The organism is Burkholderia sp. USMB20 (assembly GCF_000949135.2).
In the GTDB taxonomy this organism is placed as follows: Bacteria; Pseudomonadota; Gammaproteobacteria; order Burkholderiales; family Burkholderiaceae; genus Burkholderia.
In genome coordinates this window covers 75807-88696 of record NZ_JTAN02000013.1, presented here as the reverse complement: position 1 = coordinate 88696, position 12890 = coordinate 75807, and the positions used below count along the sequence as shown (strand labels likewise).

11 protein-coding genes and 1 tRNA gene are annotated in these 12890 nt (G+C 68.6%); 5 read left to right on the top strand and 7 right to left on the bottom strand.

Annotated elements, in window-relative coordinates:
• The first annotated feature begins 19 nt into the window (after window positions 1-19).
• Both argA and PL79_RS17735 read left to right on the top strand, forming a co-directional pair.
• The gene (gene argA / locus PL79_RS17740; RefSeq protein ID WP_044847668.1) at window positions 20-1399 is read left to right on the top strand and encodes an amino-acid N-acetyltransferase; all 1380 of its coding nucleotides are present in this window, start codon (window positions 20-22) and stop codon (window positions 1397-1399) included.
• Window positions 1400-1448: 49 nt separating this feature from the next.
• On the top strand, window positions 1449-1724 hold the full coding sequence (locus PL79_RS17735; protein WP_006478357.1) for an oxidative damage protection protein: 276 nt from the start codon (window positions 1449-1451) through the stop codon (window positions 1722-1724).
• A 259-nt stretch (window positions 1725-1983) separates the two neighbouring features.
• Here the strand turns inward: PL79_RS17735 and PL79_RS17730 are convergent, their stop codons facing one another.
• From PL79_RS17730 to PL79_RS17720, 3 genes are all read right to left on the bottom strand, one after another.
• Window positions 1984-3396: an MFS transporter gene (locus PL79_RS17730; protein ID WP_044847675.1), complete on the bottom strand. Its 1413-nt coding sequence runs from the start codon at window positions 3394-3396 to the stop codon at window positions 1984-1986.
• Window positions 3397-3586: 190 nt separating this feature from the next.
• Window positions 3587-4807 carry a CaiB/BaiF CoA transferase family protein gene (locus PL79_RS17725; protein ID WP_044847667.1) on the bottom strand — a complete coding sequence of 407 codons (1221 nt, stop codon included), beginning with the start codon at window positions 4805-4807 and terminating at the stop codon, window positions 3587-3589.
• A complete protein-coding gene (locus tag PL79_RS17720; RefSeq protein WP_044847666.1) occupies window positions 4804-6558 on the bottom strand; it encodes an acyl-CoA dehydrogenase family protein in 1755 nt (584 codons plus the stop codon). The genes PL79_RS17725 and PL79_RS17720 overlap by 4 nt, the downstream gene beginning before the upstream one ends.
• Before the next feature lie 173 nt (window positions 6559-6731).
• On the opposite strand from PL79_RS17720, the gene PL79_RS17715 reads away from it, so the two are divergent.
• A complete protein-coding gene (locus PL79_RS17715; RefSeq protein ID WP_044847665.1) occupies window positions 6732-7634 on the top strand; it encodes a LysR family transcriptional regulator in 903 nt (300 codons plus the stop codon).
• 36 nt (window positions 7635-7670) lie between these two features.
• Here the strand turns inward: PL79_RS17715 and PL79_RS17710 are convergent, their stop codons facing one another.
• The 4 genes from PL79_RS17710 to PL79_RS17695 form a co-directional block, all read right to left on the bottom strand.
• Window positions 7671-9089, bottom strand: coding sequence for an amino acid permease (locus tag PL79_RS17710; RefSeq protein ID WP_044847664.1), 1419 nt, complete (start codon window positions 9087-9089; stop codon window positions 7671-7673).
• A gap of 92 nt (window positions 9090-9181) precedes the next feature.
• Window positions 9182-10252 carry a porin gene (locus PL79_RS17705; protein WP_442861561.1) on the bottom strand — a complete coding sequence of 357 codons (1071 nt, stop codon included), beginning with the start codon at window positions 10250-10252 and terminating at the stop codon, window positions 9182-9184.
• A 94-nt stretch (window positions 10253-10346) separates the two neighbouring features.
• On the bottom strand, window positions 10347-10733 hold the full coding sequence (locus tag PL79_RS17700) for a RidA family protein (RefSeq protein ID WP_044847662.1): 387 nt from the start codon (window positions 10731-10733) through the stop codon (window positions 10347-10349).
• Window positions 10734-10763: 30 nt separating this feature from the next.
• Window positions 10764-11978, bottom strand: a complete 1215-nt coding sequence (locus PL79_RS17695; protein WP_044847661.1) for an amino acid aminotransferase — start codon at window positions 11976-11978, stop codon at window positions 10764-10766.
• A 191-nt stretch (window positions 11979-12169) separates the two neighbouring features.
• Here PL79_RS17695 and PL79_RS17690 point away from each other — a divergent pair, with 191 nt between their 5' ends.
• Both PL79_RS17690 and PL79_RS17685 read left to right on the top strand, forming a co-directional pair.
• On the top strand, window positions 12170-12652 hold the full coding sequence (locus PL79_RS17690) for an Lrp/AsnC family transcriptional regulator (RefSeq protein WP_044847674.1): 483 nt from the start codon (window positions 12170-12172) through the stop codon (window positions 12650-12652).
• Between the two features lie 83 nt (window positions 12653-12735).
• Window positions 12736-12810 (top strand) — tRNA-Val (locus PL79_RS17685).
• The last annotated feature ends 80 nt before the right edge of the window (window positions 12811-12890 follow it).

Below are 12890 nucleotides of genomic sequence, written 5' to 3'. Positions count from 1 at the left end.
GCGCATTATAATCCCGCCCATGAATTCCCAAACCGACCTCCCTCCCGCCCAGACCGGCGCCGCGACGCCGCCGGCCGCCGACGATTCGGCCGCCAGCCACGCGCAGTTCGTCGACTGGATGCGTTCCGTCGCGCCCTATATCCACAAGTTCCGCAACAGCACGTTCGTCGTGGGGTTCGGCGGCGAGGTGGTGCAGCAGGGCCTGCTGAACGCGCTCGTGTCCGACATCGCGCTCCTCCAGGCGATGGGCATCCAGATCGTGCTGGTGCACGGCTCGCGGCCGCAGGTCGAGGAGCAGCTGAGCCTGCATGGTGTCGAATCCGAGTTTTCGCACGGGCTGCGCATCACCGATGCGCGCGCGCTCGAATCCGCGAAGGAAGCGGCCGGCGAAGTGCGTCTCGACATCGAGGCCGCGATCAGCCAGGGTCTGCCGAACTCGCCGATGGCGCACGCGCACATCAGCGTCGTGTCCGGCAACTTCGTGACCGCCCGGCCGGTGGGGATTCTCGACGGGGTCGATTTCGCGCACACGGGCATCGTGCGCAAGATCGACGCCGAATCGATCCGTCATTCGCTCGCGAGCCGCAAGCTCGTGCTGCTGTCGCCGCTCGGCTTCTCGCCGACCGGCGAGGCGTTCAACCTGTCGATGGAAGACGTCGCATCGGCCGCCGCGATCGCGCTGCGCGCCGACAAGATCATCTTCCTGACCGAAGCGCCCGGCATCGTCGACGACGAAGGCGGGCTGATCCGCGAAATGTCGCTCGACGCGGCCGCCGAACTGCTCGATTCGGGCAACATCCAGGGCGACGACGCGTTCTTCCTGAAGCACTCGATCCGCGCGTGCCGCGGCGGCGTGACCCGGGCCCACCTGATTCCGCAGTCGCTCGACGGCAGCATGCTGCTCGAACTGTTCCTGCACGACGGCGTCGGCACGATGATCTCGTACGAGAACCTCGAGAGCCTGCGCGAAGCGACGCCGGACGACGTCGGCGGCATCCTGTCGCTGATCGAGCCGCTCGAGTCGGACGGCACGCTGGTGCGGCGCGGCCGCCACCAGATCGAACGCGACATCGACCACTTCTCGGTGATCGAGCACGATGGCGTGCTGTTCGGCTGCGCGGCGCTGTATCCGTACCAGCAGGAAAAGATCGGCGAGATGGCGTGCCTGACGGTCGCGCCGGAAGCGCAGGGCTCGGGCGACGGCGAACGCCTGCTCAAGCGCATCGAGCAGCGCGCCCGCGCGCGCGGCCTCACGCACATCTTCGTGCTCACGACGCGCACCGAGCACTGGTTCCTCAAGCGCGGCTTCGTCAAGGTCAGCGTCGACGACCTGCCGGAAGACCGCCGCAAACTCTATAACTGGCAGCGCAAGTCGCTCGTGCTGATGAAGCAGCTCTGAGCACAGGCACGACTGCCCTCCCCCAGACCGATTACAGGAGAAGTACACGATGGCTCGAATGATCCAATGCGCGAAACTCGGCAAGGAAGCCGAGGGTCTCGATTTCCCGCCGCTGCCGGGCGAACTCGGCAAGCGCATCTACGAAAGCGTGTCGAAGGAAGCGTGGCAAGGCTGGCTCAAGCAGCAGACGATGCTGATCAACGAGAACCGCCTGAACATGGCCGACCCGCGCGCGCGCCAGTACCTGATGAAGCAGACCGAGAAGTATTTCTTCGGCGACGGCGCCGACCAGGCGTCCGGCTACGTGCCGCCGACGGAAGGCTAAGCACCGCGCATCGCGATGGCCGGCCGTGCCGGCCTCGTCGCGAAGTGAAGCAACCGCCAGGCAAACGGCACCGTGGATCGCACGGTGCCGTTTGCTTTTGGGACGCGTGATTTGGCGCGAGTCGAGGCCATGCGGCGCGCGATGTCGCCGGAGCGCGATGTCGCCGAAGCGGCGAATTATCGCCTCACCGCCTCACCGCCTCACCGCGTTACCGCGTTACCGAATCGCCAGCGTGCCGAATCACGCCGGCCTCCCCGTCTCACCCCGCCGGTTTCAACGCGCCGCGCTCGCCTGGCTGCGTGGTCTCGCCGGCCGGACTTTCAGCGCTCGCACTTTCGGCGCCCCACTCGGCCGCGTCGCTGCGCTCGGCCGTCGACAGCTCGTCCGCGCGGTAGCCGGTGCGATTCAGCAGCGCGAGCATGCACGCGAGCGACACGAGCGCGTACAGCCCCGACGCGATCGCGACGCCGACGATGCTGCCGGTCGCGTTCAGGATCGCCTGCGCGAGCACCGGCGTGCCGCCGCCGACGACGAGCGCGCTCAGCTGGTACGCGAGCGACAGGCCCGTATAGCGGATGTTGGCCGGAAACACGCGCGCGAGCACGCCGCCGACCGCACCGTAGAACATCGCCGACGGAATCGTCGAGATGCACATGCCCGCGACGGCGACCCAGTACGAACGCGTCGCGAGCGCATGGAACATCACCGGCATCAGCACGATCTCCGGAATCAGGATCCAGCACATCGCGCGCCGCATGTCGACCTTCGACACGAACCACGCGCCGACCGGCTGCATCAGGAACTGCACGACGAGCGAGATCGACAGGATGCCGAGGAACGTGCCCTGCGCATAACCGAGCTCCTTGGTCGCCCACGACAGCGCGAACGTGCTGCGGAAATACGTGACGTTGATCACCGGCAGCGTGCCGGCCGCGAGCAACACGACCGGCCAGTGGTCGCGCACGACGTCGCGCAGCGGCAGCTTCACCGTGCGCTTGCGCGCGAGCACGCGCTGCATGTCGATCGATTCCTCGAGCCGCAGCCGGATCACCATCCCGATGATCACGAGCACGGCCGACAGCAAAAACGGAATGCGCCAGCCCCACATCAGGAACGACGGCGTCGGCAGCGCGCTCAGCGCGAAGAAGGCGGCGGTGGCGAGCAGGTTGCCGGTGGGCGAACCCTGCTGCGCGAACGCCGCGTACAGGATGCTGCGATGCTTCGGCGCGTTCTCGCTCGCGATCAGCACCGCGCCGCCCCACTCGCCGCCGACCGCGATGCCCTGCAGCACGCGCAGCACGACGAGGCCCGCGGGCGCCCACACGCCGATCGACGCATAGCCGGGCAACAGGCCGATGCCGGTCGTCGCAAGCCCCATCATCACCAGCGTGATCACGAGCGCGGTCTTGCGGCCGACGCGATCGCCGAGATGCCCGAACACGATGCCGCCGAGCGGCCGCGCGGCGAAGCCCGCCCAGAACGTGACGAACGCGAGCAGCGTCGCGACGCCGGGATTCATCGTGCTCGAAAAGAACACCTTGCCGAACACGAGCGCGGCGGCGGTGCCGTAGATGTAGAAGTCGTACCACTCGATCGTGGTGCCGACGAACGCCGCGAGGGCGGCACGGCCGGGCCGCGGCTGCGCGGCGGACGGGGATTGCGGACGGCTCATCGATGTCTCCATGTTTGTGATCGGCGGCGCGACTGTCGCGCGCGTTGCCGGATGGCCGGCCTTGCGCCGCCGGCTGGCGGAGTTGCGTTACGAGCGATTGCTCGACGCGGGGCAGCTTTACGCTGCCCAACGTCGCTTTACGTCGCGATCTGTCGGTCCAGGTCACTCGCCTGCAGGGCCACTCGTCCGGTCACGCCGGGTCGGGCGCGACCTTCAGCACGCCCGCGTCGAGCAGCTGCTGCTGGAGCGCGGGATCGACGCCGAGGCGGTCGAGCACCGCGCGCGTGTCGCGGCCGAGCGCGGGCGGCGGCGAACGATAGGTCGCCGGCGTGCGCGACAGCTTCACCGGCGATGCGGTGCCGCGATACGCGCCGATCTCGACGAACAACTCGCGATGCAGCGCATGCGGATCGCGCGCGACGTCGGCGACCGTGCGCACCGGCCCGCACGGCACGCCCGCCGCCATCAGGTCGCGCGCGAGCGGCTCGCACGGATGCGCGGCGAGCCGTGCCTCGAGTTCGGCCTTCAGTTCGGGCCGGTGCGCGCAGCGGCTGCGGTTGTCGACGAAGCGCGGATCGCCGGCGAGCGCCGGCGCGCCGAGATGCGCGACGAGCCGCGCGAACTGCCGGTCGTTGCCGACCGCGAGGAAGATCGGCACGGTGGCCGTCCGATAGCTGTCGTACGGCGCGATGTTCGGGTGCGCGTTGCCGCTGCGCTCGGGCACGCGCCCCGAGCCGAAGAAGTTCGGCAGGTGCGGATGCAGCAGCGACACGCCGCAGTCGTACAGCGCGATGTCGATCGACTGGCCCTGCCCGCTCTGCTCGCGCTCCGCGAGCGCGAGCAGGATGCCGGTGAGCGCGTTGAGTCCGGTGACCATGTCGACGATCGGCAGCCCGATGCGCGTCGCGTCGCCGTCACGCTCGCCGTTCACGCTCATCAGCCCGGCCATCGCCTGGATCACCGCGTCGTAGCCGGGCAGCCCGCCGAGCGGGCCGTCCTCGCCGAAGCCCGTCACCGCGCAGTGGATCAGGCGCGGGAAACGCGGCTGCAGGTCGCGCGCGTAGTCCATGCCCCAGCGCGCGAGCGTGCCGGGCTTGAAGTTCTCGACGAGCACGTCGGCGCTCTCGAGCAAACGCCACAGGATCGCGCGCCCTTCGTCGCGGGACAGGTCGAGCGCGACGCCCTCCTTGTTGCGGTTCACGCCCATGAAGTACCACGCGGTGTCGCCGAGGAACGGCGGCCCCCAGCCGCGCGTCTCGTCGCCGTCGGGCGGCTCGATCTTGATCACCGTCGCGCCGTGGTCGGCGAGCGCCTGCGTGCAGTACGGGCCGCCGAGCACGCGGCTCAGGTCGACGACCTTCAGGCCGTCCAGTGCGCCGCGGGTCGCTTCCGTCGCTTTCGTCGTGCTCATCGTTCGACCTCCGGCAGCAGGTCGAGCGCCATGTCGAGCGCTACCGGCGTGCCGCGCAGCAACGCATCGAACGCCGCTGCCTCGTCGTCGCGCGACGCCGGCGCGAGCGGATCGACCGGCAACAGCTTGTGACGCACGATCAGGTGCGCGAGCGCGAGGCGCCGGTAATCGGGCGCGAGCCGCGCGCCCTCGCATGCCATCAGCACGGCCGCGCTCGCGTAGTACAGTGCCGACGCGGCCTGCCGCACATGCGCGTCGTCGCCTTCCGCCGCGACCCGGGCGAGCGCATCGCACGCACGCGCGAGAATGCGCCGCAGTGCCGCGCGGCTCGCGTCGGGCAGCGGCGCCGCGCCGAGCCGGTCGCCGAGGAACGTGCGCAGCGCATCGAGCGCCTGCTCGCGCTGCGCGGCGCGCGCGACGTCGAGCGCGACGATGTTGCTGGTGCCTTCCCAGATCGAGCCGAGATGCGCATCGCGCACGAGGCGCGCATCGCTCCATTCCTCGATGTAGCCGGTGCCGCCGCGCACCTCCATCGCGTCGCCCGTCACACGGCGTGCGTCGCGGCACGCGCGGAACTTGATCAGCGGCGTCAGGATGCGCACGCAGCGCGCGGCCTGCTCGTCGCCCGCATCCGCCTGCGGCAGCAGCAGCGCGATCTGCATGAACATCGCGCGCGCGGCCTCGGCGGGCAGCAGCATCTTCATCAGCTGGCGCTGCATCAGCGGCATCTCGATCAGCTTGCGGCCGAATGCGGCGCGGTGGGCGGCCACGTGCAGCGACTCGTTCAGCGCACGCCGCATCAGGCCCGCCGCGCGCACGCCGTTCGACAGCCGCGACATGTTGATCATGTCGGCCATCTGGTGAAAGCCGCGGCCGATCTCGCCGATCAGGTATGCCTGCGCGCCTTCGAGCGCGATCTCGCCGCTCGCCATCGAACGGCTGCCGAGCTTGTCCTTCAGCCGCACGATCCGGTAGCGGTTGCGCGTGCCGTCCGGCAGCGTCTTCGGCAGCAGGAACAATGCGAGCCCCTTGATGCCGTCCGGCGCGCCGTCGGGCCGCGCGAGCACCATCGCCAGGTCGGCGTCCGCGTTCGAGCAGAACCACTTGTCGCCGAAGAGGCGCCACACCGCCTCGCCCTGCGCGTCGGCTTCGCGCACCGCGCGCGTCGCGATGCGGCCGACGTCGGAGCCGGCCGCCTGTTCGGTCATGAACATCGCGCCCTGGAACAGCGTGTCGAAATCACGCGATGCGAGCATCGGCAGATAGCGCTCGACGAGTGCCGGGTCGCCGAAGCGGCGCAGCGTGCGCGTCAGCGAATCGGTCATGCTGACCGGGCAGCACAGCCCGAATTCGGCCTGCACGAACAGGAACGTCAGCGCGTACTTGACGAGCGGCGCGACCGCCTCGGGCTGGTGGCTCAGCGACGCGAGCCCGAGTTCCGCATACGCGACGCGTTCGAGCGCGACGTACGCGGGATCCTTGTCGATCCGCTGCACGGCTTCGCCGCGCCGGTTGCGGTGTTCGAGCACGGGCGGATGCTTGTCCGCGCGCGACGCCCATGCGTCGAGCTCGCCCGACACGCGCGCGCCGAGCGCGTGCAGCTGCGGTTCGAGTTCCGCGTAGCGCGCGTCACCGAGATGCAGTTTCAGCAACGCGCCGAGATCGGGATCGGCCGTGAAGAAATTGATGCCCCGGCTATCGGGGATGTTGTTGGCCGCGCCGGTGTCCGGCGTGCGAGCGATGTCGTTCATGCATGCGTCTCCAGGATGGCCCGGCTACCGGCCGGCGCCCGCGCGGCGGCGGCGCGGCCGGCTGGTGCCCGGCGTTCAGCAGAGCGTAGGCGCGCGATCGATAAGCGTCCAATACAGGATTTATCCGGTACGATAGACGACGCTTATCGATGCCGATGCGGGAAGGAGACAGCATGGAACTGAGGCAGTTGCGCTACTTCGTGGCGGTCGCCGAGGAACTGCATTTCGGGCGCGCGGCGAAGCGCCTGTTCATCTCGCAGCCGGCCTTGAGCTTCGACATCCGCAAGTTCGAGGACGCGCTCGGCGTGCAGCTCTTTTCGCGCACCAACAAGACGGTCGCGCTGACCAACGCGGGCGCGGTGCTGCTCGGCGAAGCGCGCCGGCTGCTGCTGCAGGCGGCCGAGGCCGAGCGGCTCACGGTGCGCTCGGCGTCCGGCCTCGCGGGCCGGCTGCGGATCGGCTTCGTCCATTCGATGCTGTATCGCGGGCTGCCCGATGCGGTGCGGCGCTTCGAGGCCGATTACCCGGGCGTCGAGATCGTGCTGAGCGAGATGAACACGCAGGCGCAGGTGCAGGCGATCCAGCGTGGCCAGATCGATCTCGGCTACGCGCACTGGGGCCACTGCCCGCCCGAGGTCGAATCGGCGCCCGTCTACGCGGAACCGTTCGTCTGCTGCCTGCCGGCCGCGCATCCGCTCGCGCGGCGCCGTCAGGTCGCGCTCGCCACGCTGGCCGAGGAACCGTTCATTCTGTTTCCGCGCGACGCGGCGCCGCACTATCACGACCTGATCATCGCGCAATGCGTGAACGCGGGATTCAGCCCGCTGATCCGTCACGAGGCGCGGCTGTGGCAGACGATCCTGTCGATGATCGAGTTCGGGATGGGCATCGCGCTGGTGCCGCGCGTGCTGCAGCAGGTGAAGAGCGACCGGCTCGCGTTCCGGCCGCTGAAGGATGCGTCGCTCGAATCGCGCACGCTCGAACTGAAGCGCAGCGGCGCCGCCGAACCGGTCGCACTGCGCTTCGCCGACTACGTGCGCGCATCGATCGACGCGCTGCCCGCGCTCGCGGGCTGAGCCGGCGCGCCGGCATTTCGCGCCGGCACTGCCCCGTTACTTCGCTTCCGGCTGCAGCACCGGCTGCGCGCGCCGGTACCACACCGCGTACACGACGGACAGCGCGACCAGGAACGGAATGCCGAAGATCAGCGTCATGTGGAATTCCGCCGTGAAGTAGGTCGTCACCATCACCGCGAGCATCAGCGCCGCGCCGAGCAGCGTCAGCAGCGGAAAGCCGCGCATCCGGAACGCGGGCGCCGGCAGGCCGAGCGCCGCGCGACGCCGCCGGAAGCAGTAATGCGTGACGAAGATCATCATCCACGTGAACAACGCGCCGAACATCGACACCGCCATCATGATCGTGAACGACGCGTCCGGGTACAGCACGCTCAGGACCGTCGCGAGCGCGATGCCGAGCGTCGACAGCAGCAGCGCGCCGAACGGCACGCCGCGCGCGTCGACCTCGCCGAGCGCCTTCGGCGCATAACCCGCGCGCGACAGGCTGAACATCATCCGCGTCGTGATGTAGAGCTGGCTGTTCATCGCGGACAGCGCGGCGATCAGCACGACGAAGTTGATCAGCCCGGCCGCGCCCGGCAGGTGGATCGCCTCCATCACCTTCACGAACGGGCTCTCGTCGCGCCCCGCCGCCGTCCACGGCACGATCGCGAGCATCAGCGCGAGCGTGACGAGGTAGAACAGCACGAGCCGCACGATCGTCGAGCGGAACGCGCGCGTCACCGCGCGCTCGGGATCTTCCGCCTCGCCCGCCGCGACCGCGATCATCTCGATGCTCAGGTAGCTGAAGATCGACACGATCACCGCGACCCACATCCCCCACATGCCCTTCGGGAAGAAGCCGCCGTGCCCGGTGTAATGGTGGAAGCCCGCGCGGGCCGCACCGTCGCCGACCAGTGCCGGATTGCCGAACACGACGTACGCGCCGAGCACGATGAAGCCGACGATCGCCGCGATCTTCACGACCGAGAAGCCGTATTCGACCGCGCCGAACACGTCGACGCTGCGCGCGTTGACGAACACGAGCAGCGCCGAGAAGCCGACGATCCACAGCCAGCCCGGCACGCCCGGGAACCAGTACTTCATGTACAGCGCGATCGCGGTGACTTCGGTGCCGACCGCGAGCACGATGCACGCCCAGTACGCATAGCGCACGAGGAACCCGGCCCACGGGCTCACGTAATGTTCGGCGTATGCGCCGAACGACCCGGAGGTCGGATGCGCGACCGTCATCTCCGCGAGACAGCCCATCAGCAGCAGCGAGATGAACGCGCCGATCGCGTAGCTGACGAGCACGCTCGGGCCCGCGAAGCCGATCGCGAACCCGCTGCCGAGAAAGAGACCGGTGCCGATCGCACCGCCGATCGCGATCATCGCCATCTGCCGCGCGGAAAGTGTGCGGCGCAGACCCTGCTCGCGCGCCGCGATGTGCTGGAATTGCCCTTCTGGTTGCATCGAATGACCTCGTTCGAAAGCGTGTGTCCGGCCGAAACGTCGACGGCGCACGGACCGGTGCCGGACCGCACCGGCCACCGCGCGCCGCATGCTCAGAACAGGTGGCGCAAGCCGGCTGCGATACCCGTCTGGTTGCCGCGTCCGGGCATTTCGGTGAACGCGCCGCCGGTCACCCGGTTGTAGTCGACCGTCGCGTAGACCTGCGTCGCCTTCGACAGCGCGTACTCGGCCTCGAGCACGCCCGTGTAGCGCTTCCCGCCGTTACCGGCGATGCCGTTGACGTTGCGGATGTCGTCGTAGTACGCGACGCCCGTCACCGACACCGCGGGCGTGATCTGCACGCTCGCGCCGGTATAGAAGATCGCGTCGCGGCGCGGATTGTCGGCGAAGGAACCGTAGGTCACGTCGCGGCCCGGCGCGTTCAGCAATTGCCGGTCGAGCATGCCGGTGCGGTCGATGCCGCCGAGATAGCCCGCGTACAGCGTCGCCGCGCCGAACGCGTAGCGTGCGCCCGCGCCCCATGCCTGCTGCGCGCGGCTCGTCAGGTCGCGCACCTGCTGGTAGGTCGCGCCGACCATCAGCCCGCCGAGCGTGTACGACACGTGCGTGCCCCAGTACGCATTCGCGCCGAGGCTGCCCGCGACGCCGCCGAAGCCGTAGCTCGCGCCGACGTTCAGCCCGCCGAACGTGCCGTCGTAGCTGACCACGTTGCTCGCGCGGCCCTGCGTGAGGAAGTACGGCCACATGTTGGCCGTGTAGTTGCCGACCGTCAGCGGATCGAGATCGCCGAACAGGTTGAACGCCTCGGTCGCCTGCCGGCCGAGCTTCACGGTGCCCCAGTCGCTCGCCAGGCCGACATACGCGTAGCGGCCGAACAGCGCGCCGTCGAGCTGCCCGTTCTGCGGCTCGAAGCCGCTCTCGAGCCGGAAGATCGCCGTCAGGCCGCCGCCGAGCGCTTCGCTGCCCTTCAGGCCCCAGCGGCTGTTGGTGATCGCACCGTTGGTCATCTGCACGCTCGCGTCGTTCGACGCGTTCGCATGCGTCGTGTAGCGAATGCTCTGGTCGACGATGCCGTAAAGCGTCACGCTGCTCTGCGCCATCGCGCCGCTCGCGGCGAGCAGGCCGGCAATCGTCGGTAGTGCGAATCGATTGATACTCCTCATCTTCGTCTCCATCCTTGTCTGAATTATCGATGTGTACTGGTTGGGGTATGTCGGTAATCGTGGGTACTGCAATCCGCGCCGAGTTGCGTGCTTTCTAGCCGCGTGCCGCCGGCAACGCCACGTATGCGACGAGTTCGACGCGCATGTCCGGGTGCGCGAAGCCCTGCACGCCCACGCACGTGCGGTTCGGGTACGGTTCGCGAAAGTGGCGCCGGTATTCGGCGTCGAATTCGGGCATCGCCTTCACGTCGGACAGGTAGACGAGCACCTGCGCGACGTCGTCCATCGTCGCGCCGGCCGCCGCGACGGCCTTCGCGAGATTGCCGAGCGTGACGCGCGCCTGCCCCGTCATCGTGTCCCCTGCGATCGCGCCGGACGCATCGACCGGGCCGTGGCCGGTAAACATCAGCCTGCCCGCGCGGGTCGCCCACGAGAACGGCTGCGCGAGTTGCGGCAAGTCGACCGGGATCGTGTCTGCCATCGTGTCCTCCTTCGGTTCGGAATCGGCCGCTCAGGCAGCCTGGCGCGACGTGCCGCCGAGCACGTCGGCGATCGCGTACGCGACGTGCTCGACGTTCGCGTCGTTCAGGCCCGCGATGCACATGCGGCCCGAACGCAGCAGGTAGACGCCGTGCGACGCGCGCAGCCGGTCCACGTCGGCCGCGGCGATGCCCGTATAGCTGAACATGCCGCGCTGCGTGACGAGCGCGTCGAACGCGGGCCCGGCCAAGCGCGCGTCGAGCCGCGCCTTCAGCGCACCGCGCATGCGCTTGATGCGCGTGCGCACCTGGGCCACCTCGTCTTCCCAGCACGCGCGCAGGACGTCGTCGTTCAGCACCGCCGACACGAGTTGCGCGCCGAACAGCGGCGGGCTCGAGTAGGTGCGGCGCACGCCGGCCTGCAGCTGGCTCAGCACCGTCGCCGCTTCGCCCGCGCTCGCGCAGACGATCGACAGGCCGCCGACGCGCTCGCCATACAGCGAGAAATTCTTCGAGAACGAGTTGCTGACGATCGCCGGCAGCCCGGCTTCGACGATCGCGCGCACGGCCCATGCGTCGTCGTCGAGACCATCGCCGAAGCCCTGGTACGCCATGTCGAGGAACGGAATCAGCCCGCGGCGCGCGAGCACGTCGATCACAGCGCGCCACGCGTCGCGGTCGAGGTCGAGGCCCGTCGGGTTGTGGCAGCACGGCTGCAGCAGCACGATGCTGCGCGCGGGCAGCGCGTCGAGCGCCGCGAGCATCGCGTCGACGCGCAGGTCGTTGCGCGCTGCGTCGTAGTACGGATACGTGTGCACGTCGAGGCCGGCCGCAGCGAAGATCACGCGATGGTTGTCCCACGTCGGATCGCTGATCCAGATCGCGCTGTCGGGGAAATAGCGCTTCACGAATTCCGCGCCGAGCCGCAGCGCGCCCGAGCCGCCGAGCGTCTGCAGCGTCGCGATGCGTCCTTGCGCGAGCGCCGCGCAACCGGCGCCGAACACGAGGCGCTGCACGCCCTGCCGATACGCGGCGAGCCCTTCCATCGGCAGATACGTATGCGGCGCGCCGGCTTCGCGCAGGCGCTCGGCCGCAAGGCGCGTGCTCTCCAGCACGGGGATGCGGCCCGCGTCGTCGTAATAGAGGCCGATGCTGAGGTTGACCTTGTGCGGATGGGCATCCTGCTGGAACGCCTGGAACAGCGACAGGATCGGATCGCCCGGATAGGCAGGAATGTGTTCGTACATGGCGGAATGACGGTCTGGGTTGAAGGCGGCGATACGGCCGGCGGCGTGACGGCACGTCAGGCCGTGCGGTCGAGGCATGGGGCGCATGTTATCGAGGACGAAATAGAATGAGCTTCACTTTTCGATGACGAATCCCGCGGATTGCAGTAGAGTCTGCGCTTACCATCTCAAAAATGACGGGATTCTGCGAAATGAATCTGGATCGAACCGACATGCGGATCCTCCGGCACCTCGAGCGGGACGGACGCATCAGCAATCAGGACCTCGCGAACGCGGTCGCGCTGTCGCCGTCGGCGTGCCTGCGGCGTGTGAAGCTGCTCGAGGAACGCGGCGCCATTGCCGGCTACCGCTGTACGATCGAGCCGAAGAAGGTCGGCGTCGCATTCGAGGCGCTCGTGCACGTGTCGATGCGGCCGGACGTACCCGAATGGCACGACCGCTTCGTGGAGGCGATCCAGCAGTGGCCGGAAGTCATCGCCGCGCAGATCGTGACGGGCGGCTCGAACTACGTGCTGACGGTGCGGGCGCGCGACCTCGACCACTACTCGGACTTCGTGATCAACCGGCTGCATCGCGCGACGGGCGTGATGTCGATCAATTCGAGCATCGTGCTCGCGACGCTCAAGCGCGACGGCTCGATCCTCGATCTCGTCGAGCCGTCGACGGCCGGCTGACGCACCTCTTGCACCGGCCTGAAAAATATTTGAAGAAAGTGCTTTACGAACCCGAAAAGCTCTGACATAATTTCAGCTTCTTTGGGCGGTTAGCTCAGCGGTAGAGCACTGCCTTCACACGGCAGGGGTCACTGGTTCGATCCCAGTACCGCCCACCAAAGAATTCAAGGGCCTGCGTCTCACGACGCAGGCCCTTTTCGTTTTGTGCGCCGTCTTTCCGCGACTCGCCTCCCCTGCC